This window comes from Marinobacterium rhizophilum DSM 18822, from assembly GCF_000378045.1.
Taxonomy (GTDB): Bacteria; Pseudomonadota; Gammaproteobacteria; order Pseudomonadales; family Balneatricaceae; genus Marinobacterium_A; species Marinobacterium_A rhizophilum.
In genome coordinates this window covers 23,145-45,962 of the sequence record NZ_KB899107.1, presented here as the reverse complement: position 1 = coordinate 45,962, position 22,818 = coordinate 23,145, and the positions used below count along the sequence as shown (strand labels likewise).

The 22,818-nt window shown below is 59.9% G+C and carries 25 protein-coding genes; 11 read left to right on the top strand and 14 right to left on the bottom strand.

Translation table 11 applies throughout. The features are described 5' to 3' along the window. The first annotated feature begins 68 nt into the window (after positions 1 to 68). The 4 genes from F451_RS0118370 to lipA are packed head-to-tail and all read left to right on the top strand — an operon-like array spanning position 69 to position 2,839. Complete coding sequence (locus F451_RS0118370; RefSeq protein WP_020682876.1) at positions 69 to 932, top strand: aminotransferase class IV; 864 nt, start codon at positions 69 to 71, stop codon at positions 930 to 932. Next, the gene (locus F451_RS0118365) at positions 929 to 1,201 is read left to right on the top strand and encodes a YbeD family protein (protein ID WP_020682875.1); all 273 of its coding nucleotides are present in this window, start codon (positions 929 to 931) and stop codon (positions 1,199 to 1,201) included. The genes F451_RS0118370 and F451_RS0118365 overlap by 4 nt, the downstream gene beginning before the upstream one ends. Continuing rightward, complete coding sequence (gene lipB / locus F451_RS0118360) at positions 1,201 to 1,851, top strand: lipoyl(octanoyl) transferase LipB (RefSeq protein WP_020682874.1); 651 nt, start codon at positions 1,201 to 1,203, stop codon at positions 1,849 to 1,851. Before F451_RS0118365 ends, lipB begins: the two co-directional genes overlap by 1 nt. 7 nt (positions 1,852 to 1,858) lie before the next feature. Continuing rightward, a complete protein-coding gene (gene lipA, locus F451_RS0118355; RefSeq protein WP_020682873.1) occupies positions 1,859 to 2,839 on the top strand; it encodes a lipoyl synthase in 981 nt (326 codons plus the stop codon). 170 nt (positions 2,840 to 3,009) lie between these two features. Here lipA and F451_RS0118350 read toward each other — a convergent pair whose 3' ends face one another. The 6 genes from F451_RS0118350 to leuS all read right to left on the bottom strand — a co-directional run bounded on the left by F451_RS0118350 (position 3,010) and on the right by leuS (position 9,957). After that, positions 3,010 to 3,861: a transglutaminase family protein gene (locus F451_RS0118350; protein ID WP_020682872.1), complete on the bottom strand. Its 852-nt coding sequence runs from the start codon at positions 3,859 to 3,861 to the stop codon at positions 3,010 to 3,012. A 66-nt stretch (positions 3,862 to 3,927) separates the two neighbouring features. Next, positions 3,928 to 4,743 (bottom strand): transglutaminase-like domain-containing protein, encoded by an 816-nt coding sequence (locus tag F451_RS0118345; protein ID WP_026291875.1) that lies wholly within the window; start codon positions 4,741 to 4,743, stop codon positions 3,928 to 3,930. Positions 4,744 to 4,875: 132 nt separating this feature from the next. Beyond that, positions 4,876 to 5,313, bottom strand: a complete 438-nt coding sequence (locus F451_RS0118340) for a VOC family protein (RefSeq protein ID WP_020682870.1) — start codon at positions 5,311 to 5,313, stop codon at positions 4,876 to 4,878. A gap of 523 nt (positions 5,314 to 5,836) precedes the next feature. Then, on the bottom strand, positions 5,837 to 6,865 hold the full coding sequence (gene holA, locus F451_RS0118335; protein WP_020682869.1) for a DNA polymerase III subunit delta: 1,029 nt from the start codon (positions 6,863 to 6,865) through the stop codon (positions 5,837 to 5,839). Then, positions 6,862 to 7,347, bottom strand: coding sequence for an LPS-assembly lipoprotein LptE (locus F451_RS0118330; protein ID WP_020682868.1), 486 nt, complete (start codon positions 7,345 to 7,347; stop codon positions 6,862 to 6,864). The genes holA and F451_RS0118330 overlap by 4 nt, the downstream gene beginning before the upstream one ends. A 15-nt stretch (positions 7,348 to 7,362) precedes the next feature. After that, positions 7,363 to 9,957 carry a leucine--tRNA ligase gene (gene leuS / locus F451_RS0118325; RefSeq protein ID WP_020682867.1) on the bottom strand — a complete coding sequence of 865 codons (2,595 nt, stop codon included), beginning with the start codon at positions 9,955 to 9,957 and terminating at the stop codon, positions 7,363 to 7,365. Between the two features lie 146 nt (positions 9,958 to 10,103). Between leuS and F451_RS0118320 the strand changes: the two genes are divergently transcribed. The 4 genes from F451_RS0118320 to F451_RS0118305 are packed head-to-tail and all read left to right on the top strand — an operon-like array spanning position 10,104 to position 12,787. Beyond that, positions 10,104 to 10,649: a zinc ribbon-containing protein gene (locus F451_RS0118320; RefSeq protein ID WP_020682866.1), complete on the top strand. Its 546-nt coding sequence runs from the start codon at positions 10,104 to 10,106 to the stop codon at positions 10,647 to 10,649. Positions 10,650 to 10,704: 55 nt separating this feature from the next. Then, the gene (locus F451_RS0118315) at positions 10,705 to 11,676 is read left to right on the top strand and encodes an amidoligase family protein (RefSeq protein WP_020682865.1); all 972 of its coding nucleotides are present in this window, start codon (positions 10,705 to 10,707) and stop codon (positions 11,674 to 11,676) included. Then, entirely contained in the window at positions 11,655 to 12,353 is a 699-nt protein-coding gene (locus F451_RS0118310) for a gamma-glutamyl-gamma-aminobutyrate hydrolase family protein (protein ID WP_020682864.1), read from the top strand. The genes F451_RS0118315 and F451_RS0118310 overlap by 22 nt, the downstream gene beginning before the upstream one ends. A 2-nt stretch (positions 12,354 to 12,355) precedes the next feature. Then, positions 12,356 to 12,787: a YqaA family protein gene (locus F451_RS0118305; protein ID WP_020682863.1), complete on the top strand. Its 432-nt coding sequence runs from the start codon at positions 12,356 to 12,358 to the stop codon at positions 12,785 to 12,787. 261 nt (positions 12,788 to 13,048) lie between these two features. Here F451_RS0118305 and F451_RS0118300 read toward each other — a convergent pair whose 3' ends face one another. From F451_RS0118300 to miaB, 6 genes are all read right to left on the bottom strand, one after another. Next, positions 13,049 to 13,369, bottom strand: coding sequence for a carboxymuconolactone decarboxylase family protein (locus F451_RS0118300; protein WP_020682862.1), 321 nt, complete (start codon positions 13,367 to 13,369; stop codon positions 13,049 to 13,051). A gap of 110 nt (positions 13,370 to 13,479) precedes the next feature. After that, a complete protein-coding gene (gene lnt, locus F451_RS0118295; protein ID WP_020682861.1) occupies positions 13,480 to 15,009 on the bottom strand; it encodes an apolipoprotein N-acyltransferase in 1,530 nt (509 codons plus the stop codon). Between the two features lie 14 nt (positions 15,010 to 15,023). Further along, positions 15,024 to 15,866 carry an HlyC/CorC family transporter gene (locus F451_RS0118290; protein ID WP_020682860.1) on the bottom strand — a complete coding sequence of 281 codons (843 nt, stop codon included), beginning with the start codon at positions 15,864 to 15,866 and terminating at the stop codon, positions 15,024 to 15,026. A gap of 12 nt (positions 15,867 to 15,878) precedes the next feature. Next, positions 15,879 to 16,334 carry an rRNA maturation RNase YbeY gene (ybeY, locus tag F451_RS0118285; RefSeq protein WP_020682859.1) on the bottom strand — a complete coding sequence of 152 codons (456 nt, stop codon included), beginning with the start codon at positions 16,332 to 16,334 and terminating at the stop codon, positions 15,879 to 15,881. Continuing rightward, on the bottom strand, positions 16,331 to 17,335 hold the full coding sequence (locus tag F451_RS0118280; protein ID WP_020682858.1) for a PhoH family protein: 1,005 nt from the start codon (positions 17,333 to 17,335) through the stop codon (positions 16,331 to 16,333). Before F451_RS0118280 ends, ybeY begins: the two co-directional genes overlap by 4 nt. Before the next feature lie 59 nt (positions 17,336 to 17,394). Beyond that, positions 17,395 to 18,744 carry a tRNA (N6-isopentenyl adenosine(37)-C2)-methylthiotransferase MiaB gene (gene miaB, locus F451_RS0118275; RefSeq protein ID WP_020682857.1) on the bottom strand — a complete coding sequence of 450 codons (1,350 nt, stop codon included), beginning with the start codon at positions 18,742 to 18,744 and terminating at the stop codon, positions 17,395 to 17,397. A gap of 205 nt (positions 18,745 to 18,949) precedes the next feature. On the opposite strand from miaB, the gene F451_RS0118270 reads away from it, so the two are divergent. Next, complete coding sequence (locus tag F451_RS0118270) at positions 18,950 to 19,276, top strand: DUF1820 family protein (protein WP_020682856.1); 327 nt, start codon at positions 18,950 to 18,952, stop codon at positions 19,274 to 19,276. 66 nt (positions 19,277 to 19,342) lie between these two features. Here F451_RS0118270 and F451_RS0118265 read toward each other — a convergent pair whose 3' ends face one another. Together F451_RS0118265 and epmB are read right to left on the bottom strand one after the other, a co-directional pair. Next, positions 19,343 to 19,879, bottom strand: coding sequence for a hypothetical protein (locus F451_RS0118265; RefSeq protein ID WP_020682855.1), 537 nt, complete (start codon positions 19,877 to 19,879; stop codon positions 19,343 to 19,345). 126 nt (positions 19,880 to 20,005) lie between these two features. Then, positions 20,006 to 21,025 carry an EF-P beta-lysylation protein EpmB gene (gene epmB, locus F451_RS0118260; RefSeq protein ID WP_020682854.1) on the bottom strand — a complete coding sequence of 340 codons (1,020 nt, stop codon included), beginning with the start codon at positions 21,023 to 21,025 and terminating at the stop codon, positions 20,006 to 20,008. Between the two features lie 121 nt (positions 21,026 to 21,146). Between epmB and efp the strand changes: the two genes are divergently transcribed. Both efp and epmA read left to right on the top strand, forming a co-directional pair. Further along, positions 21,147 to 21,710 (top strand): elongation factor P, encoded by a 564-nt coding sequence (gene efp, locus F451_RS0118255; protein WP_020682853.1) that lies wholly within the window; start codon positions 21,147 to 21,149, stop codon positions 21,708 to 21,710. 67 nt (positions 21,711 to 21,777) lie between these two features. Beyond that, positions 21,778 to 22,755: an EF-P lysine aminoacylase EpmA gene (gene epmA / locus F451_RS0118250; RefSeq protein WP_020682852.1), complete on the top strand. Its 978-nt coding sequence runs from the start codon at positions 21,778 to 21,780 to the stop codon at positions 22,753 to 22,755. The last annotated feature ends 63 nt before the right edge of the window (positions 22,756 to 22,818 follow it).

The window sequence follows — 22,818 nt, the reverse complement described above, 5'->3', positions numbered from 1 at the left end:
AGACCTTTACAGTAAGTACCTACTGACCCCCGTGCTGATGCCAGGCGGGTGGAGAGGAGCCGGCACTGATGAATATCGTATATCTCAAGGGTCAGTTCATGCCCTCGCAAGAGGCAATGATTTCACCTTTCGACCGCGGTTTTCTGTTCGGTGACAGTGTTTACGAGGTGGTGCCGTATTTCCGCGGTATCGGATTCCGGTTGCAGGAGCATATCACTCGACTGGAACACAGCCTGCGGGCGGTACGCATTCAGGCGCATACCGACTGGGCCGCGGTCATGGACGAGCTGGTGGCGCGCAATGGCGGTGGCAACCTGTCGGTTTATCTGCAGGTGACGCGCGGCGACAGCGGCAGCCGCAGCCACAGCTACGATGCCAGCCTCACGCCCACGGTCTTTGCCTGCTGTGCCCCGGTGCGCGACTTTGCGGCGGTATCCGCCGAAGAGGTGCAGGAGCTCAGCGCCATAGTGACGGCGGATCTGCGTTGGCATCGCTGCGATATCAAGTCCACCGGATTGTTGCCCAACATTCTGGTGCTGCAGCAGGCTCGGGATCATCAGGCCGATGAAGCCCTGCTGTTGCGCGACGGTGTGCTGACAGAAGGTACCTCCTGCAATCTGTTTGTAGTGCGCCAGGGGGTTATCTATACGCCCAAGCGCAGCTCCGAGATTCTGGGCGGCATCACTCGGGAGCTGGTACTGGGACTGGCTGATGTGAACGGCATGCAGTACCAGGAAGTGGATATTGATTACGATACCCTGATGAATGCCGATGAGGTCTGGATTTCCAGTTCGACCCGCGGCGTGCTGCCGGTGACAAGGGTGGATGACCGCCTCATCGGCGATGGCAAAAAGGGGCCCGTTTGGGCCCGCATGTTTGAATTGTTGGCCCGGTATCAGCATCAGCTGATGACGGGGGAGAGTGAACTATGAGCGAACAGCAACCCCCAAAAATCGAATTCCCCTGTCCTGATTACCCGATCAAGGTGATTGGGGTTAACAGTGACGACTTTCGTGCCTATGTCATTGAAACCGTGCAGGTTCATGCGCCCGATTTCGACATCACGACCGTCACGGTGCAGGACAGCCGTGAAGGGACTTTTCAGTCCGTGCGCTTTTGCATTACGGCCACCGGAGTTGATCAGCTCGAACGGCTGCACCAGGACCTGAAGTCCTCGGGCCGCGTCAAGATCGTCATTTGATGGCGGTGTCAGACACACTGGTACTGCGCAGTCTGGGTCAGGTTCCCTACGATTCCACCTGGCAGCGAATGCAGGATTTTACCAACTGTCGTGATGACCAGACGCCGGATGAAATCTGGCTGCTGGAGCATGCGCCCGTATTTACTCAGGGCCAGGCCGGCAAGGCCGAGCATGTCCTCAACGCGGGTGACATACCGGTGGTCCAGGCCGATCGTGGCGGCCAGGTGACTTACCATGGGCCCGGTCAGCTGGTGGTCTATCTGCTGCTGAATCTGCGCCGCAAAAGCCTTGGGGTGCGTGATCTGGTGGATCTGATGGAACAGAGCGTGGTCGAGCTGCTGGCCGAATATGGTGTGCAAGCCTACCCCAAGCCGGATGCTCCGGGTGTCTATGTCAGCGATGCCAAGATCTGCTCGCTGGGTCTGCGGGTACGCCGTGGCTGCTCCTTCCATGGCCTGGCACTGAACCTGGACATGGACATGGAGCCCTTCCTGCGCATCAATCCGTGCGGATATGCCGGCATGGCGATGACGCAGCTGGCGAGCCTGGTGCCGGGTCTGAACAGTGCCGCGGCGGTCAGTCGTATGGGTGATATTTTGATCAACAAAATCGGGTATACTAGCGTGTCCCGCAGAACCAGATTGGATTAGCGATTGTATGGCAAGTTCTGAGAGCAAAGCAGCTGGCGCGCGCGTCGAGCAGGGTGTCAAACTTCGTGGCGCAGAAAAGGTCGCCCGCATCCCGGTAAAGGTCATTCCTACCGAGAAAGACGAAATGCCACGCAAGCCCGAGTGGCTGCGCGTACGCATGGGCTCCTCGGCCGAAGTGCAACGCATAAAGTCCAAGCTGCGAGAACACAAGCTGTCTTCCGTGTGCGAAGAGGCCAGCTGCCCGAATATCGGTGAGTGCTTTACGCATGGCACCGCCACTTTCATGATCATGGGTGATATCTGTACGCGCCGCTGCCCGTTCTGTGACGTGGCCCACGGCCGCCCCAATGCCCTCAACGCCGACGAGCCCCGCGAACTGGCGACTGCCATTGCCGACCTGGGCCTGCGCTATGTGGTCATCACCTCGGTTGACCGTGATGACCTGCGTGACGGCGGTGCCCAGCATATTGCCGACTGTGTACGCGAAACCCGCGAGCGCCAGCCGTCCATCGAAATCGAAACGCTGGTACCGGATTTCCGCGGCCGCATGGATGTTGCGCTTGAAATCCTCAGTGCCACGCCGCCTGATGTCTTTAACCACAACCTCGAAACCGTGCCGCGCCTGTACAAGCAGGTACGCCCGGGTGCCGACTATGCATGGTCACTGGACTTGCTCGAAGGGTTCAAGCAGCGTCAGCCGGGCATCCGCACCAAGTCCGGCCTGATGGTGGGCGTGGGTGAAACCAATGAAGAGATTGTCGAAGTGATGCGTGACCTGCGGGCACACAACGTCGACATGATCACCATCGGGCAGTATCTGCAGCCGAGCCGCAGCCATCTGCCGGTGGATCGCTTCGTGACGCCGGCCGAGTTCGATGAATTTGCCCGCCAGGCCAAGGAAATGGGCTTCTCCCATGTAGCCTCCGGTCCGCTGGTGCGCTCCTCCTACCATGCCGATCTGCAGGCCAAGGGTGAGAAAGTCGGTTAATTAGATACACACGGATATGTGAATCAGAAAAAGAAGCCTGCGGGCTTCTTTTTTTGTTTGCGCCTGGCGCGTGCCAGCATGCGCTGGCCGGTGGTTAATACACGTGAAAGATGTTTTACCCCTGCCATCAAGCCCGGTGCTGCCAGGCGCTGCACTGGCTGGCAATGCTGCTACACCCTGGTCACCCAGACACCCACATCCATTGTGGACGCGGCGCAGCCGCTGAAGGATCCGGCAATGGGGGGCACGGCGTCCGGCCGACATGCAACGGCGACGGCGATATGGTCGGTGCCCGCAACCTTACCGATGGTGGGATCAAATCCCTTCCAGCCGGCGCCTGGGAGATAAACTTCGGCCCAGGCGTGGGTAGCGCCGAGGTTGTTGCTGGGCAGGTGGTCGTGCAGATAGCCGCTGACAAAACGGGCGGCCAGTCCCAGGTATCTGGCGGCGTCCATGAAGAGTACGGCAAAGTCTCGGCAGGATCCGCTGCCACACTCCAGTGTCTGCCGCGCGCTCTGTACGCCGGGCTCTTCCCGTGCCTGGTAGTTCAGCGTCTGGTAAATGTGTTCGGTCATGCGCTGCAGCAGGCTGTAAGTCTCGATGGGTTCACCAGATCGCCAGAAGGTGCCGATCCAGCGGCTGAGCTGCGTACTGGTGTACGCATCGGGCAGGGTTCGGTACGGGGCCAGCATGGGCTCATCATGCTGCTGATAGACGAAAGGGTAATTCAGAGCGTAGGTGGCGACGATGAAATCCAGTGGCGCTTCGTTGTATTGCTGAATAATGGCTTCGCTTTCGATCATCAGGTGGCGCGCAGGGGAGTTGAAACTGGCAATGGCAACGGAGTTGTCCTCGATGTCGCGGTGCCAGTGCAGCGTCGCCGCTGGGCTGATATTGAGCGAAAACGACTCGATACGCAGTTCATGACCCTCTCGCGGTCGAAGCAGCAGCCGGTGTTCACCCAGAACGACCTCGTCGGTGAAATTGTAGTAGGTGCGATGAACAATCTTATAGCGCTGCATAGGTCATCCCGAACGTTGCTCTGAGTGCGTTTGATTGGGCCTGGTATTGACGGCGTCGTTGCTGTGTCAGGTCATCCCCCAATCGGTAAAGCCGGGTTCATTGATAAGTTGCACGCGTACCTTTTGTGCCTGGGGGTACAGCGCCGGACCAAACTGGTTATAGACCGCAACATCGGCGGCATCCCGGCCATAGCCGATGGCGACGTAGCCGGCGTGAAGCTGGATCTGGGTGGCATCAAAGGTATACCAGCGATCCGCTACGTAGGCTTCGAACCAGGCGTGCAGTTCCATGGGCTCCAGGTCATGCAGATATCCCACGACCATGCGCGCGGGAATGCTCAGACTGCGGCACAGAGCGATGCCTACATGGGCGAGGTCACGGCATACGCCCCAGCCCCGAGTGTTAACCTCGGTGGCCGAAATCTGAATATCACTGCTCTGGGACTCATAACGAACATTGGCGCGCAGCCAGGCTTCGATGGCTGCCACCTGATCGTAGCCAGGCTGGTAACCGGCAGTGATGCTATTGGCCATCTGACTGAAGCGGTCCGATTCACAGAAGCGACTGGGCAACAGGTAGTTAAGCGCCGACTCGGGCAGGTTCTGGATTTCCACGAACGGAGCGCCGGGGGCTCGATCGATATGGTCCGAGGTCATCACCTCGGCCGACGTATGGATACCAAAGGGCCCTGGCGGCGCAATCAGGCGCTGACACAGGTTGCCATAGTTGTCGGTAAATTCGAAAACGGGGACGCTGGGTACCAGTTTGTACTGTTCGCTGGCTATCCATTGCTGGGCGCCGCTGCGCGGTCGCAGCATCAGCACAAAGGGAGTGGATACCGTTATGTCGAACGTCAGATCACAGCTTGTTCTTAACCACATGGCCTATTTCCTATTCTAAGGGATAAGCAACCAGGAAAACCGGCCGGCAATCGTTTCACTGTACAGGTTTTTGCCACTGCGTAATGCATTCCTTTGACGCGCGCCGGCCACACAGACATCGATTTTGAACTATCAGCTCTGGCGTAGTTTATCAAAGTCATCCGCTCCCGGTCCCAGTGGCTGGCCGTAACTGAATTCGACGTAGTTGCCATTGGGATCGCGCAGGCCACAGTAGTAGCCAACAGGAAAGGGTTCATCCCTGGGGGCCCAGACCAGGCAGCCGGCCTCGGCGGCCTGGTGCGCGATACGGTCAACGGCATCGCGACTTTCCAGCGCGAAGCCGAAATGGCGGTAGTCGTTGTCCGGCAGGTGAAGGTCCTGTCCGCCATTCATCAGCACGAAGATAAAGTCCCGTTCGCGCCCGGGTTCAGCCATCCAGCAGATGGTCTGATGGCCACTGTGGCGTTCGTGAATAACCCGCATGCCGCAGTAATGACGGTAGAAGGCAACGCAGGCTGCCATGTCTGTGACATGCAGGGCCAGATGGGTAATGCGGGCTGTTGCAGACATTCTGTGCTCCTGAAGTGACTCTGGTCCGATCCCTTTTAGTTATACACCCTGATGGCGGTGGAGGCCTGTCTGGGGACAACTTGCCCGCTGTGGACAAGCGCAGGATGGAACTGACGTTAAAGGTTATCCCCGAATCCTGTGTATAAGATTGTGAATAAGGTATGGGTACAGATCCAGAGACGTGCGGAGCCGGCGTGTTGCCTGATACGTGCGTTTTTTGAACGGTAAAAAATGTAGATTTTCAGTAACTTGAGCTGTGTATATGGGTAGAAAAAAACGCGCCTCGAAAGGCCGTTGTCAAGCCTGGTCGAAAAATTTTACGATCGGCTTTAGTACTTTTATCCACAAAATGCAGGGGTAACTCTGTGTATAACTTAAGGGTAAATGGGGTGAGTGCCGCCGCTGCGGGCTGAGGTAAAATTGGCTGCTTTGTGATCACTTGTCGATCGCAAAACACCCGGCAGGCAGAAGTGCTGAGCCCTGGAGAAAAGGTGCGGACTGGCAGTGTGAGCCAGCAGGGGGATCAGCCGGTGGCATCCAGTGGCAGTACGGTACCGGCCAGGTGCAGCAGAATTGAGGTCAGTGGCAGCCAGGGGTCACCGGCGCGGGCGCCTTTTACCAGCCGGTCCACTTCGGCGGCCTGCTGCAGCAGGTTTTCCAGCGTGGCGGGGGACAGGCGTTTGGTGGTGTTGCGCACCAGTTGCTTGCGCTTGCCGAACAGGCGCTGCTGCTGGCACAGGCTGTCAAAGGCGCTGCCCTGTTGCAGGCCGCGCTGTACGGCATGCAGGGTGCGAATCTCCCGGGCCAGTGCCCAGAGCACCACTGCAGGTTCAGTGCCTTCCTGGCGCAACACCTGAATAATGCGTGTGACGCGCTGAGGCTGGGCGCCGAGGGCGGCGTCGGTGAGGCCGAAGATATCGAAACGCGAACTGTCCGACACGGCATCAATAACGTCATCGGCGCTCAGGGTCTTGTTGGGAAACAGCAGCTGCAGTTTGCTCATTTCCTGGCGGGCTGCCAGCAGATTGCCTTCCACTCGCTGGCACAGGACTTCAACCGCACTATCGTCCAGGCGCATGTCCATCTGCACGGCACGGCGCCGGATCCACTCGGGCAGCTGGGCAGGCTCTATGGGCCAGAGCTCGACAATCACGCCGCTCTTGTCGATGGCCTTGTACCAGGCGCTTTTCTTTGCACCGGCATCGAGCTTGTCTGCAATGATCAGCAGCACATTGTCGGGGGCCGGGTTGACCAGGTACTGCTGCAGCATGTCGCTGGCATTTTTGTTCAACTTTTGGCTGCCCAGACGCAGTTCGATGATCTTGCGTTCGGCAAACAGTGACAGGGCGCTGGCGCATTCGAGCAGGTATTCCCACTTGAAGCTGCCATCGACGTGAAGGACTTCCCGTTCGGTAAAGCCCTGGCTGAGGAAGGCCTTGCGCAGCAGGTCGCAGCTTTCCTCGGCTAGAAGGGGCTCGTCACCGGTGACCAGATAGACCGGCGCCACAGCCTGTTTCAGTCGGGCGCCGAGCTGTTCCGGTTTCAGTTTCATGGCTGACCGGCGGCGATGTACAGGCGCAGAATCTGGCGCGAAATATCCTGCTGCATTTCACGACGCAGCAGGGCTTCCTGGGCATTACTGGCGGTAATGGCATCAGCATTATAGGAATAGACGCGTTCCGTGCGTACCGCCGTCGGTGCGATCAGAAAGCGCTCGCCCTGGGTGACCTGAAAGCGAACCTCAGTGCGCAGTTCGTATTCGTCCGCCTTGACGCGTTCATTCAGCGATGCGACGCGACGGCCCTGTTTCTCGTCGAGAATTTTCAGGGTGTACGGCGCGGCGGCAGCCAGCTCAATACCATTGCCGCGCAGAGTACGGCTCAGTTCCAGGCGCAGAGCACTGCGGCCGGCGGGCATTTCCAGCGCCAGTTCCCGCAACTCGCTGGGCACTTCAGCATTGCCGCGCAACTGAAAGCCACAGCTGCTTAACAGCAGGGTTGCGATCAGCAGTATCAGCCTCAATTGCACAGTCATTGCTTTCTCCAATCCTTAGCCTACAACGATATTGACCAGTTTACCGGGCACGACGATTTTCTTGCGCAGCTGCTTGCCGGCCATGTGCTTGCGCACATTTTCGTCCGCCAGGGCCGTGTGCAGGATCACGTCTTCATCGGCGTTGGCGGCAACGCTGATTTTGGCGCGGACCTTGCCATTGACCTGCACTACCATTTCCAGCGAGGCGCGGGTCAGGGCGGCTTCATCAACCTGCGGCCAGGGCGTGTGCAGCAGATCGTCGCTGCCGGTCAGCTGCTGCCAGAGGTGATGGGTAATGTGCGGCACGATGGGTGCCAGCAGCTGCGTGGCGGCAAGCACGGCTTCGCGCGTTACGGCGCGCCCCTGTTCGCTGACGTCGACGAAGCGACCAATGCTGTTGGACAGCTCCATGACCGCGGCGATGGCGGTATTGAAGGTCTGGCGCCGCTCGATATCGTCACTCACCTTGGCGATGGTTTCGTGCACCTTGCGGCGCAGGTCGCGCTGATCGTTCGTGAGGTTTGCGGCATCCAGTGTGGCTACGCCCTGGCCCTGCTGCAGGTGATCGTGCACCTGTTTCCACAGTCGCTTGAGGAAGCGGTGCGCGCCTTCAACACCGGAGTCGGACCATTCGAGCGACTGTTCGGGCGGCGCTGCGAACATCATGAACAGGCGCACGGTATCGGCACCGTATTTGTCGATCATGACCTGAGGGTCGATGCCATTGTTCTTGGACTTCGACATCTTGGACACGCCGGCCTGTTCCACGGGCAGGCCATCCGACTTCAGGCGCGCGCTGATGATGCGGCCCTTGTCATCGGTTTCGGTGTCGACATCGGTCGGGGCGATCCAGATTTTGCCGCCCTTGTCGTCTTCACGGTAGTAGGTGTCGGCCAGCACCATGCCCTGGCAGAGCAGGCGGGTGAAGGGTTCGTCGGAATTCACCAGGCCTTCGTCGCGCATCAGCTTGTGGAAGAAGCGTGAGTAGAGCAGGTGCAGGATGGCGTGTTCGATGCCGCCGATATACTGATCCACCGGCAGCCAGTAGTTGGCCTGCTCGGCGTTCAGCATGGCATCGCCGCTGCGGGCGCAGGCATAGCGCGCGTAGTACCAGCTCGACTCCATGAAGGTATCGAAGGTGTCGGTTTCACGTTCGGCCGCGCCACCGCATTTCGGGCACTCGCACTGGATGAAGCTGTCCATCTTCTTGATCGGCGAGCCGACACCGTCGAAATCGACGTCTTCGGGCAGTACCACCGGCAGCTGCTCTTCCGGTACCGGCAACGGGCCGCAGGACGGGCAGTTGATGACCGGAATCGGCGTACCCCAGTAACGCTGGCGGGATACACCCCAGTCGCGCAGGCGGTAATTGATGGTGGTGCGGCCCTTGCCCTTGCGTTCGAGTTCCTTGGCGATGGCCTTGAAGGCCACGTCGAACTCGAGCTCGGAGAAGTCGCCGGAATTGATCAGCACACCCTTGTCGGTGAAGGCTTCGCGCTCGATATCCACCGGGGTGGATGCATCCAGCGGCTTGATGACCTGGCGGATCGGCAGGCCGTACTTGTGGGCAAATTCCCAGTCGCGCTGGTCGTGTGCCGGTACCGCCATGACAGCGCCTGAACCGTAGTCCATCAACACGAAGTTGGCGGTCCAGACCGGCACGGTTTCGCCGGTGAGGGGGTGGGTCGCTTCCAGACCCAGCGCCATGCCTTTTTTCTCCATGGTGGCGAGATCCGCCTCGGCCACCTTGGTGTGCTTGCAGTCTTCCAGGAAAGCCGCCAGTTCCGGATTGCGCTCGGCCGCCTGCAGTGCCAGCGGGTGCTGCGGTGCCACCGCCACGTAGGTGACGCCCATCAGGGTGTCGGGACGGGTGGTGAAGACTTCCAGCTCGCCGTTGCCTGCGACCTGGAACTTGAGCTCCACGCCTTTGGAGCGGCCGATCCAGTTGCGCTGCTGGGTACGGACCTGCTCGGGCCAGTGATCCAGCTTGTCGAGATCTTCCAGCAGTTGGTCGGCATAGTCGGTGATCTTCAAAAACCACTGCGGGATCTTCTTGCGCTCGACCAGCGCACCGGAGCGCCAGCCACGGCCGTCGATAACCTGCTCGTTGGCCAGTACCGTCAGGTCAACCGGATCCCAGTTAACCTCGGATTCCTTTTTGTACACCATGCCCTTGGCCATCAGCCGGGTAAAGAACCACTGCTCCCAGCGATAGTACTCCGGGTGGCAGGTGGCCACTTCGCGGCTCCAGTCATAACCAAAGCCCATCTGCTGCAGCTGGTTGCGCATGTAGTCGATGTTTTCGTAGGTCCACTTGCCCGGCGCGACATTGTTCTTGATCGCGGCATTCTCTGCAGGCAGACCGAAGGCATCCCACCCCATGGGCTGAAGGACATTTTTGCCCTGCATGCGCTGGTAGCGCGAGACGACATCACCAATGGTGTAATTGCGCACATGACCCATGTGTAGCCGCCCGCTGGGGTACGGAAACATCGACAGGCAGTAGAATTTTTCTTTGGTGGTGTCTTCGTCGCAGCGAAAGCTATCGTGCTCATCCCAGTACGCCTGGGTCTGGGACTCGATGTCCCCGGGCTGGTATTGTTCGTTCATGGATTTAGGAATCGACATTCTCTGACAATAAAACCGGCATTCGAGAATGCCGGCTATTGGTTCAATGGAAAGTTCGTGACATGCGGCATAGCATACAATAGAAGCTACTCCATCAACAGTGGAATGCGCCCGGTCTAGGAGACGATATGACTGAAGATCCCCGTAAACAGGAACACAGGCAGGACAACGCAACGACGGCCTATGACCGTATTCTCAAACGGTTACTGGCGGATCTGGAGACCGCCGAAATAAAATCCTGGGATTATTTGCAGGAACGCATAGAGGAAGCCGCCGAACTCGAGCTGGCGGCCGAGGAAATGACCCGCGACGAGATGGATCTGCTAACGGCCTACCTCAAGCGCGACCTGAAACGGCTGGGGTACTACGCCCATGAAACCGGCGAGGGCATCGCGGCCTGGCTGCATTTTGACCTGAATATTCTCGAACACCGGGTGGGTCAGTTACTGATGGGACTGGCGGACAGGACCCGTATCGACCAGGAGGCGCTGCGTGAGCGCCTGTCCCATGGTGAGGATGACTACCTCAGCGGCGAGATTGCCACCGTGGGTACCCTGGCCTGCCTCAACTGCGGCGCAACCCAGGAACTGACCGAAACCTCCCGCATCGAGGATTGCCATGTTTGCGGCAAGGGCTACTTCCGCCGTATCTCCAAACCCTGGCCCGAGTCGTGAGGGTATTTGCTCTGTGGCCGGGTAACGGGACCGGCACAGCCATGCGGGTGTGGCCATGACGCCGCAGCATGATCAAACCCAGGAAGGTCACGAGCGACGGGTCGGGGTTGAGATAGAGCTGGCGGGTATCGAGCTTGACGACATCGCCCGCTGTATCCGCGCCACCTTTGGCGGGCGGGTCGAGCGAGTGTCCGTGTGTGAACAGCGGGTCGCGGGCACCGAGTTTGGCGTCTTCAGTCTGGAACTGGATATGCGCTACCTGAAAAAGCTCGGGCGCGAGCAGAGCCATGGTCACAGCAGCGAGCTGGAAAACCTCGCGACCGAGGCGCTGGCGGCTGTTGCCAGCAACCTGGTGCCGTTTGAAATCGTCTGTCCGCCCATTCCGATTTCCCGTCTGGATGTGCTGGAAACACTGGTGCAGTCACTGCGCGAGGCCGGTGCCCTGGGGACCCACGGTGCCGCCCGCTATGCCTTTGGCGTGCACTTTAATCCCGAACTGCCGGCGCTGGACAGTGACACCCTGGTGCGTTATCTGAAAGCGTATCTGTGCCTGCATGACTGGCTCAGCGCGCGAGAGCAGACCGCACTGGTACGGCGCTTGAGTACGTTCATTCAGCCCTTTACGCGGGAGTACTGCGAGCAGGTGCTGCAGAGTGACTACTGGCCGGACCAGGATCGACTGATCCGTGACTATCTGGCGCAGAATCCGACCCGCAACCGGGCGCTGGACATGCTGCCGCTGCTCGCCTGGCTGGATCCGAAGGCGGTGCAGGCCGCGGTGCAGGACGAAAAGGTCAATGCCCGCCCGACGCTGCATTACCGCCTGCCCAATTCCGATATCGACAATCCGGACTGGCACTTGCTGGATGCCTGGAACGACTGGCAGCAGGTCGAAGCGCTGGTGCAGGCACCCGCGCGGCTGGACAGCCTGTGCCAGGAGTACCTGGCCCATCTGCGGCGCCCGTTACCGGACTGGGTAGCCCCCTGGTCAGAAAAGGTGGATCTGTGGCTGACCGACCCGTCATAGGTGTCACGGGCCCCAATGGCCGTGTTGCCACCGCCTGGTGGGCCAGCCGCCTGGCTATCTGGATGGCCGGTGGCCGGGCCCTGCGTCTGACGCCCTCGAGTTATCGGCTGCACAGCCACGATCGCCTGCAGGGGCTGATTATCGGTGGTGGCGATGACATAGACCCGACGCTGTATGGCGGCCAAGATGATGGTCGGGCGCCCATCGACCCGCAGCGGGACCGCTTTGAAATCGAAATGATCGAGCATGCTCTGCATACCCGCCTGCCGATGCTGGGCATCTGCCGCGGTGCCCAGCTTATCAATGTGGTGCTGGGCGGCTCGCTGCATGGTGATATACGCGGTTTGCGCCGGAAAACGTCCAATTTCCGCACACCGTTGCCGCGCAAGACGGCGCTCGCCGCGCATCAGGGCGTGTTACACGGCGTGCTGGGCCGTGAGCGCTGGCGAATCAACAGCCTGCACCATCAGGCCATTGAGCGGCTGGGGGAGGGGCTGGTGGTTGCGGCGCGGGATCTGGACAACTTCGTGCAGGCGGTGGAATGCGAGCAGGGCCGGCTGATTCTCGGAGTGCAGTGGCATCCGGAATATCTGCCGTACCTTGCGGCGCAACGTCGTCTGTTTCGTTATCTGATAGACTGCGCCAGCGTGAGCATGCCTGAATCCCTTGATGACTGATAATGATTGAATATCTGCTGCTGTTTGGCGGGGCCTTTGCCGCTGCCACCATCCTGCCGTTCTACTCCGAGGTCTATCTGGCCGTTCTGCTGGCAGAACAGTCCGCCAATTGGGGCTGGTTATGGCTGATTGCCACGGCAGGCAATACCCTGGGGGCCGTGTTCAACTGGTGGCTGGGCCTGTACATGCTGCACTACAGTGATCGGCGCTGGTTCCCCATCAAGGCGAAGGAGCTGGAGCGGGCGCAGCGCTGGTTCCAGCATTTCGGTGTCTGGAGTCTGCTGTTTGCCTGGCTGCCGATCGGCGGCGATGCGCTGACGTTTATCGGCGGTATCATGCGGGTGCGGCTGCATTACTTCGTTGTGCTGGTGGGCATCGGCAAGGGCGTGCGTTACCTGGTGGTTATCCTGTTTGCCGATGCACTGCTGTTCTGAGCCGCTACCGGGCCGGTTACCCAGGGGGTGCGGCTCTCTCCTGGGGTGGTCATCCTGTTTGCGGATGCATTGCTGTTCTGAGCCGCTACGGGGCTGGGTAACCAGGGGCTGCGGCTCTCTCTTGGGGTGGTCCTCCTGTTTGCCGATGCACTGCTGTTCTGAGCCGCTACGGGGCTGGGTAACCAGGGGCTGCGGCTCTTTCTTGGGGGTAGTCCTGTTTGCCGATGCTCTGCTGTTCTGAGCCGTTATCCGCATGATGTTTCAGTCGCCGTCCAGTATGTCCTCTACCCAGCTGAGCGCAGCCATCATGGCCGGAAACCCCAGGGTGCTTGTGAGCAGGATGATGGCGTGGCGGATTTCTTCACGGCTGGCGCCTGCGTCCAGTGCGCGGCGGCAGTGGCTGTGGACGGCGCCCTCAGAGCGGATGCTGGCGGCCGCGGCGAGCTGAATCAGCTGGGCATTTTTTTCATCCAGCGGGCCTTCCTCACGTACCGCCTTGCCCAGGTTATCCAGCGCACCGGCGAGCTTTTTGTACCGGCTGCGAAACTGGACATAGTTCTTCGGAAGCTTCGATTCGGCCATGGCGGCACCTCCTGATTGATCGAGCGTTGTACCTTGCAGCCTAGCAGCCGGTCGGATGTAGCACTAATAACCTGCGCCGCGCTCATTCTGATGTGAGGATACTGCCTGTCTTAGGTGTGAGCTGTTGTGCAGGCCGTGCGACGCAGGCAAGGCTGCGCCAGGGCGCAGCACAGCAGGGCGATCAACAGTGCAGGCCAGACGCCTGTGCGCTGATAGGGCGTCAGGCCGCGCATGGCCTGAACGTCGTCTATCAGTACGGCACTCTGGTAACGCGGCGCCAGGGCGCGGAGCTTGCCCTGATCGTCGACCAGTGCGCTGATGCCGTTGTTGGTGGCGCGTATCAGCCAGCGACCTGTTTCAAGCGCGCGCATGCGGGCTATCTGCAGATGCTGATCCGGGGCAATGGAGCGGCCGAACCAGGTATCGTTGGACACGGTCAGTAACAGGTCGGACTCCAGGCTCGAGCGCCGCACCAGTTCGGGGTAGGCGATCTCGTAGCAGATGGCTGCTGCGATGCGGTGGTGTCGAAAAGGGAGCGCCTGCTGTTCGGTTTGGGGCAGGCTGAAGGCGGACATCGGCAGATTGAAAAAATCGATCAGACCGCGCAGCCAGGATTCCAGCGGCACGTATTCGCCAAAGGGCACCAGTCGCTGCTTGTGGTAGACCGCGGACTGAGGCGTCAATATCGCCAGGCTGTTGTGATAGATGCTGCGGCCCGGGTTCCGGTTATCCTGCAGCACCGACGGCAGGCCGGAAATAAAGCCGGTTCCGCTGCGCTCCAGTGTCTCGATGAACGGGTTCAGCTGGCGTTCGGCCCGGTTCAGGGTGGCGGGAATCGCGGTTTCGGGCCAGATCAGCAGATCGACCTTGCCTGCTTGCAGGCTGAGCTGCTGATAGCGCCGCAGAATGTTGTGCAGGCTGTCGGCATCCCACTTCAGCTGCTGCGGGATATTACCCTGCACCAGCGCAACCTTGAGCGGCGCCCCGAAGGGCTGGGTCCAGCTGGTAGGCAGCAGTGCGCTGCCCAGCAGTGGAATGCTGATCAGCGTCGCGCACAGCAGGCGGCTGCGGCGGTTGGGTGCCAGTATCAGTTGGGCGAGCCCGGTACCCAGCAGTACCGCAATCAGGCTCAGCGCCCAGACACCGCCTACTGGAGCCCAGAGCGCGAGCGGGGTATCGATGAGCGGATAACCCAGGTAGAGCCACGGAAAGCCGGTCAGCAGCCAGCTGCGAATCCATTCCCAGACCAGCCAGAGGCCGACAAACCCGAGCCACTGGCCGGCGCCCCGACCAAACAGGCGGCCGTACATCCAGCCCTGGGCGGCGCTCAGCAGGGCGAGTGCGGCGACAAAGGCGGCGGTCAGCAGGCCGGCCAGCAGTACCGAGGCATTGCCATAGGTATGGATGCTGACGTAAACCCAGGATATGCCGACGCCATAAAACCCGAGGCCAAACAGCCAACCGAGCCAGGCGCCGTGGCGAGCCGACTGGTCTCGCAGGCAGAGCCACAGCAGCGCCGGCGCGATCAGTACCAGCGGCCATAAATCAAAGGGGGCAAAAGCCAGCGGCACCAGGCCGCCGGCAAGGGCGGCGGCCAGCGCTCTGAGCCAGAACGGGACAGCGCGTTCCATCGCAAACATAGAGACTTCCGGGGTTAACGCGGGTGGCGGCTGACCTGCAGCAGGCGAATGCGACGGTTGTCGGCGGACAGTATCTTGAAGGTGAACACATCCAGATCGACACTTTCGTCCTTGCGCGGCAAGTGACCGAAACGCTGGGTAACGAGACCGCCAATGGTGTCGAAGTCATCGTCGGGCAAGCCGACATCGAAATACTCGTTAAAGTCCTCGATGGGGGTCAGCGCCTTGACGATAAAGCCATTGTCGTCGAACGAACGGATATTGCCGTCATCGTCGTCGATGTCGGTTTCATCCTCAATTTCGCCGACAATCTGCTCCAGCACGTCTTCGATGGTGATCAGGCCGGCGATACCACCGTACTCATCAACGACCACCGCCATGTGATTGCGGGTGGCGCGAAACTCCTGCAGCAGCGTGTTCAGGCGCTTGGATTCGGGAATCACCGTTACCGGTCGCAGGGCGTTGCGAATATCGAAATTGTCGCAGTTGTCTTCCAGGATCAGTGGCAGCAGCTCCTTGGCCAGCAGAATGCCCAGTACTTCGTCGGGGCTTTCGCCGATTACCGGAAAGCGGCTGTGGGCGCTGGAGATGATCAGGGGCAGGAAGTCGCGCGGCGACTGCTCCACCTGTACCACCACCATTTGCGAGCGCGGCACCATCACATCGCGCACCTGCATTTCGGCCACTTGCATGGCGCCCTCGATAATGCCGAGGGCTTCGAGACTGAGGACATTGTCCTCAACGGATTCGCGCAGCAGGTAGAGCAGATCTTCCTGGGTGCGGGGTTCGTCGGCAAAGGCCTGCGCAAGGCGGCCAAACCAACTTCGGGGTTGGCCTCCCGATCGGTCAACGCTCATGGTGTTCCTCGACTAGCGTTCCTGGTAAGGATCCGGGATGGACAGGTCGGCAAGGAGTTGCCGTTCCAGTGCTTCCATCTCTTCGGCTTCCTCGTCCTTTATATGATCGTAACCCAGCAGATGCAAGGTTCCGTGAATAACCAGATGCGCCCAATGATCGAGCACAGGCTTTTGCTGTTCCTGCGCTTCCCTTGTCACCACGTCGGTGCAGATCACCAGATCGCCGAGCAGGTCCAGTTCGATACCCTCGGGAACCTCGAACGGGAAGGACAGTACATTGGTGGGCTTGTCCTTGCCGCGGTACTGCAGATTCAGTGCCTGGCTCTCGCTGCTGTCGACAACGCGAATACAGAGTTCACCACCCTCGAAGCGCCCGTGCAGGGCGGCTTCGACCCAGAGCTGGAACTGCGCTTCGTCGGGGATATCCGCCGCCTCGCAGGCCAGTTGCAATTCTATGCTGGGTTTCACGATGAACGGGCTCCCGTTGCTGCGGCGTTTTCCTGTTCCTGCTCGAAGCGCTCGTACGCGCGCACGATGTGCTGGACCAGCGGGTGACGTACCACGTCCTTGGCCGAAAAATGGGTAAAGCCAATTTCGTCGACATCGCCCAGCACCTGCATGGCATGCACTAGACCGGACTGCATGTGTTTGGGCAGATCCACCTGGGTGATGTCACCGGTGATCACGGCGGTGGAGCCGAAACCGATGCGGGTCAGGAACATCTTCATCTGCTCGCGCGTGGTGTTCTGGCTTTCGTCCAGAATCACGAAGGAGCCGTTCAGTGTGCGCCCGCGCATGTAGGCCAGCGGGGCCACTTCGATGATGTTGCGCTCGATCAGCTTGGTGACGCGCTCGAAACCCAGCATTTCATACAGGGCGTCGTAGAGCGGGCGCAGGTAGGGGTCCACCTTCTGGGCCAGGTCACCGGGCAGGAAGCCGAGCTTTTCGCCCGCTTCAACCGCCGGGCGTACCAGCAGGATGCGGCTGACCTCTTCGCGTTCCAGGGCTTCCACGGCGCAGGCCACGGCCAGGTAGGTCTTGCCGGTGCCGGCCGGGCCGATGCCGAAGTTGATGTCCCGCGTGCGAATGGCACGCACGTACTGCTGCTGGTTTTCACCGCGTGGCCGTATGTGGACCTTCTTGGTACGGATGCTGATGTCGGGGCTGCCCAGGTCAATCCGGTTTTGTATCAGCTCGACGCCGGATTGTTGCAGCTGCAGGTGCACCGCTTCAGGTGTGAGCTGCACGCCGGCGGCGGCTTCCTTGTAGAGATCCTGCAGCATTTGGGCGACAACGCGCACGATCTCCAGATCGCCAATCAGCTGAAAGTGATTGCCGCGATTACGGATTTCGATATGCAGGCGTTGTTCGATCAGTTTGAGGTGTTCATCGAGCTGGCCGCACAGGTTGGCCAGGTGTTCGATGTTGTCAGGTTCGAGGGTCAGGCGTAGCGTTTGCGCTGTGTTCAATTTAGCTCCTAGTCGGTAATCGCAGGGGATGATCCGCCCTGCGGCTACTTAATTCGCGTTCAGTGCGTTTGATCAAGCTCTGAGCCGATCAGTTCCCCGCGAAGCGAGTTGGCATACGCTTCCAGAATCCGGACATCGGCGAAGTGGCCGATCAGGTCCGGATTGGTGGCACGGAAGTTAACGACACGGTTGTTCTCGGTGCGCCCGGACAGCTCGCCCGGATCCTTCTTCGAGTACCCGTTCACCAGAATACGTTGCACGCTGCCAACCATGCGCCGGCTGATCTGCATGGCCTGGGCGATGATGCGATCCTGCAGAATCTTGAGATGCAGCTTTTTCGTCTCTTCCGACACGGTATCCGGCAGGTCAGCGGCCGGAGTGCCCGGGCGGCGGCTGTAGACGAAACTGAAGGAATGGTCGAAACCAATTTCCTGAATCAGGTTCATGGTGGCTTCGAAGTCGGCATCGGTTTCACCGGGAAAGCCGACGATGAAGTCCGACGAGAAACTGATGTCCGGGCGCAGTTTGCGAATACGGCGCAGCTTTGACTTGTACTCCAGTGCCGTATGGCCACGCTTCATGGCCATCAATATCCGGTCTGATCCGCTCTGTACCGGCAGGTGCAGGTGGCTGACCAGCTCGGGTACATCGGCATAGGCATCGATCAGGCTGTCACTGAACTCCACCGGATGGGAGGTGGTAAAGCGAATGCGGTCTATGCCGTCGATGGCGGCAACCCGGCGAATGAGTTCAGCCAGGTCGGCGCTGTCGCCATCCGGGGTCGCACCGCGGTAGGCATTGACGTTTTGTCCCAGCAGGTTCACTTCGCGCACGCCCTGTTCGGCCAGCTCCTGGCATTCGGCCAGCACGCCGTCCAGCGGGCGGCTGACTTCTTCGCCGCGGGTGTAAGGTACCACGCAGAAGGTGCAGTACTTGCTGCAGCCTTCCATCACCGATACGAAGGCTTCGGCGCCCTCGACACGGGGGGCGGGCAGATGATCGAACTTTTCAATTTCCGGAAAGCTGACGTCCACGACGCCTTTCTGGCCCTGGTGGGTCAGGTCGATCATTTCCGGCAGGCGGTGCAGGGTCTGAGGTCCAAAGATCATGTCGACATAGGGCGCGCGCTGATAAATGGCCTCGCCTTCCTGGCTGGCCACACAGCCTCCCACACCAATCACCAGGTCGGGATTGCGGTCCTTTAGCTTGCGCCAGCGGCCGAGCTGATGGAACACCTTTTCCTGGGCTTTTTCGCGAATAGAACAGGTGTTGAGCAGCAGTACATCCGCATCTTCGGGATTGTCAGTCAGCTCCAGCTCATGGCTTTCACCCAGCAGATCTGCCATGCGGGACGAATCGTATTCGTTCATCTGGCAGCCATGGGTTTTGATAAACAGCTTTTTCGCCATTTCTCACCTGTATTGATTAAACGGGTTACTCTGGGGAGTCGGACAGCGTCGCCGGTTTGAGTGACAGTGCTGCATCCACCCCGAAAGGACCGCGCATTATACTGAAAGCGGGTCGAGCTGCCTAGATTTTGAGCAGCCTTGTATCAGGTGAATTTGCCCTCATTATAGAACGCAGTAGCAGTTAGCCGGAGCAACAGTGTAAATCATGGCCAGTGACGAGCAGATGTATCGCGTGCAATTCATCAACCAGGATCAGGTATACGAGCTTTATGCGCGTCATGTCTTTCAGAGTGAGATGTGGGGCTTTATCGAGATCGAGGATTTCGTCTTTGGCAGCCGTTCCGAGCTGCTGGTGGATCCGGGTGAGGAAAAGCTGAAAAAGCAGTTTGGTGACGTCAAGCGTTCCTATATCCCGGTGCAGGCGATTATCCGCATCGACGAGGTCAGGCAGGAAGGTGTTCCCAAGATCAGCGAGGCACGTGGCAGCGTTACGGCGTTCCCGCTGTCGGCGCCACCGCGCAGGGATCGATAATCCCTGACGGGGCCGAATGTATGGGGCAGTCGCGAGGTTTGACTGCCCCGTAATTTCCAGCTGCTGTTACTGATTCTGGGCCAGGGAGGGCTTGCAGCTGTTGTTCAGGTTCGGGTCGAGAATTTCGCCCAGACGGCTTTCGTTGTAAAACTCGTTGGCGCCATCCATAAAGATGATCTCGACGCCTTCGACTTCAAAGCAGGTTGCCTTCTTGTTGGCCCAGATCTGGCCCCACTTGTGCTCGCCGGCACTGCTGAAAGGCCTGAAGGGACCTGCGACGCGCAGCCAGGTTTCCGGTCTGTTGGTTTTCTTGGCATTGATGATCTTGCCTTCGGCGTTATAGGCCGTGGTCTTGAACATCACAAACTGAAAGGGCTGGTCGGATACATTGCTGAAGCTGATATGGGCGTCGGTCAAGCCGGCTTTGCCGGGCTTGCCGGCGCGAAATCCGTTGATCTGAACAACGGGTTTGGGAATGGGGCGAACATACACAACAGGTTCTGGCTCTGGTTCGACAACGGGTGCGGGTTTTTTAAACATGTTGCCACAACCGGTCAGTGCAATGGCGCCAGCTGCGACAACCAAGAGTTTCCAGGCTTTCATGGGAACAGGCTCCTGCGTAGATCCATGATGATTATTTTTCCTGTTGTGATGCCTGTCTGATCGAACCCTGTCAGGCGCGATGAAGGTCTATGGGCATCTGGTATCTAATTGTCGCATGAAGCCGATTTAGGCGGTACTGTCTGCGTCCAGTGCAAGCAAGGTTTTTGCCGGCCGCCCTGGAATTTCCCGCGCCAGGCGCGGCAGCAGAAAACCGGGCAGCTCGGCCTGCAGTGCCCGCATCAGCCCCCGTGCCTCGTTATCGCTGACATCAAAATGGGCGGCGCCGGCCACGGCATCCAGCACAAACAAGTAATAGGGTAGTACGCCGGCACGAAAGAGTCGCTCGCTGAGGCTCTGCAGTGCCTCGACACTGTCGTTGACGCCGCGCAGCAGCACGGACTGGTTCAGCATTGTCACCCCTGCACCCTTGAGGCGGGCCACGGCCTGATCAACCTCGGTGTCGATCTCGTTGGCATGGTTGGCGTGCAGCACCATCACGCTGCGCAGGCGGGTGCCGGTGAGGGCGTCGACCAGGCTGTCGGTCACCCGTTGCGGGATCACCACCGGCAGCCGGCTGTGCACACGGATACGGCTGAGGTGGGGGATTTCGGCCAGATCCCGCACCATGCGCGCCAGGCGCTTGTCGCTGGTGGCCAGCGGGTCGCCGCCGGAGAAGATCACCTCGTTGACCTCTGCATGCTGGCGCAGGTAGTCCAGCACCTGCTGCCATTGCTCCGGCCCCAGTCGATTGTCATCGTAGGGGAAATGGCGCCGGAAGCAGTAGCGGCAGTTGATCGCACAGGCGCCGGTCAGGATGAGCAGCACCCGCCGCTTGTATTTGTGAATCAGGCCATCGTGGTGGTTGGCGGCCGCTTCCGCCAGGGGGTCGGTGACGTATCCAGGTACGCTGATACGCTCGGCGCCCAGTGGCAGTACCTGGCGCAGCAGGGGATCTGCGGGGTCGCCTTTGCGGATGCGGTTGAGGTAGGGAGCGGGCACCCGCAGCGGGAAGTCGCCGGCCGCAGCCCTGGCAGGCGCCAGCAACTCGGCGGGCAGTTCCAGCAGGCGCAGCAGTTCGGCTGGGTCGTCGATGGTGTGACTAAGCAGCTGCTGCCAGTCATCAAGCAGTGTTACCGGAAGGTTCATCAGAGACCGCAGGTGTAAGATGGGAATTTGCTCGCATTCTGCTTTCAAGTAGAATGAGTGTCAATTTTCGGGCAGTGCCCGGTATTTAGTTAGCTAATTCGAGTCCCGAGACTTTCTGCATATGGCAAATTACTCTGCGAACCAGTTCAAGAACGGCCTGAAAATCATGCTGGACGGCGACCCCTGCACCATGACGGATGTCGAGTTCGTCAAGCCCGGTAAAGGTCAGGCGTTCACCCGTGTGAAAATGCGTAACCTGATCACCGGCCGTACCTGGGAAAAGACCTTCAAGTCCAACGAGTCGGCAGAAGGCGCTGATGTAATGGACCGCGATATGGAATATCTGTACTGCGACGGCGAAATGTGGCACTTCATGGAGCCCGCAACCTTCGAACAGTTTGCGGCTGACAAAAACGCCGTCGGCGATGCGCACCAGTGGCTCAAGGAGCAGGACCGCAGCATGATCACGCTGTGGAACGGCAATCCGATCTCCGTGACCCCGCCGAACTTTGTCGAGCTGGCCGTGACCGAAACGGATCCGGGCGTAAAGGGCGATACCGCCCAGGGCGGCTCCAAGCCCGCGACCCTGAGCACGGGTGCCGTTGTACGCGTACCGCTGTTTATCGAGGAAGGCGACATTCTCAAGATCGATACCCGCACGGGCGCCTACGTTAGCCGCGCCTGATTAGCGAGCTTCACTGCATACTGAAAACGGCAGCGCAGGCTGCCGTTTTTTGTTGTCTGAGACCCAAATGATGATTTCACAAGCCTGGCGCCCGAGTGCGCCAATCGAAAATCTGCGGCGCAGGGCACAGATTCTAGCCGATATCCGGCGTTTCTTTGCCGAACGTGCAGTACTGGAAGTGGAAACGCCGGCGCTGTCGCATTGCGCCGTGAGCGACCCCTTTATCGACAGCATCGAAGCGGCGTATGCGCCGTTCCCGGGCGGTCCGGTCCAGTCACTGTATCTGCAGAGTTCCCCCGAGTACGCCATGAAGCGGCTGCTGGCGGCCGGTTCCGGTGCCATTTACCAGCTGGGACGCGCTTATCGCAATGGCGAGTCTGGTGGGCGGCATAATCCGGAATTCACCATGCTGGAGTGGTATCGGCCGGACTTTGACGACCGCGCGCTGATGGATGAGGTCGAGGCGCTGGTGTGCAGTGTACTGGGGTTGCCGCCGATTCGCCGGGTGACCTATCGGGCGCTGTTCGTGGACCAGCTGGGACTGGATCCGCTGACAGCGCCACTGGCCGAACTCAAGGCAAGGGCGCGGACGGCGCTTGATGTCACCATGGATGACGATGACAGGGACAGCTGGCTGAACCTGCTGATGTCGCACCTGATTGAGCCTGCCCTGGCGGGGCAGGGTGCCGTGTTCGTGCACGAGTTTCCCGCCAGCCAGGCGGCGCTGGCGCGGTTACGGACAGGTGAAGACGGCACGTCAGTGGCGGCGCGCTTTGAGCTCTTCGTTGAGGGGATGGAGCTGGCGAATGGCTATCACGAACTCACCGATGCCACGGAGCAGGCCCGGCGTCTGCAGGCCGACCAGCAGAACCGCGCCGCACTCGAACTGCCCCAGCGTCCTCTCGAGCAGCGGCTGGTGGGTGCGCTGGCCGCCGGGCTGCCCGACTGCGCCGGGGTCGCCCTCGGGGTCGACAGGCTGGTGATGCTGGCGTTGCAAACAACCTCGATCAACGACGTCATCGCTTTCCCGTTTGATCTGGCGTGAGGTGATACCTATGCTGCCTGAACAAAGCGCCGCCGATTGGCTCACGCCGTGTCGCGGCGGCTC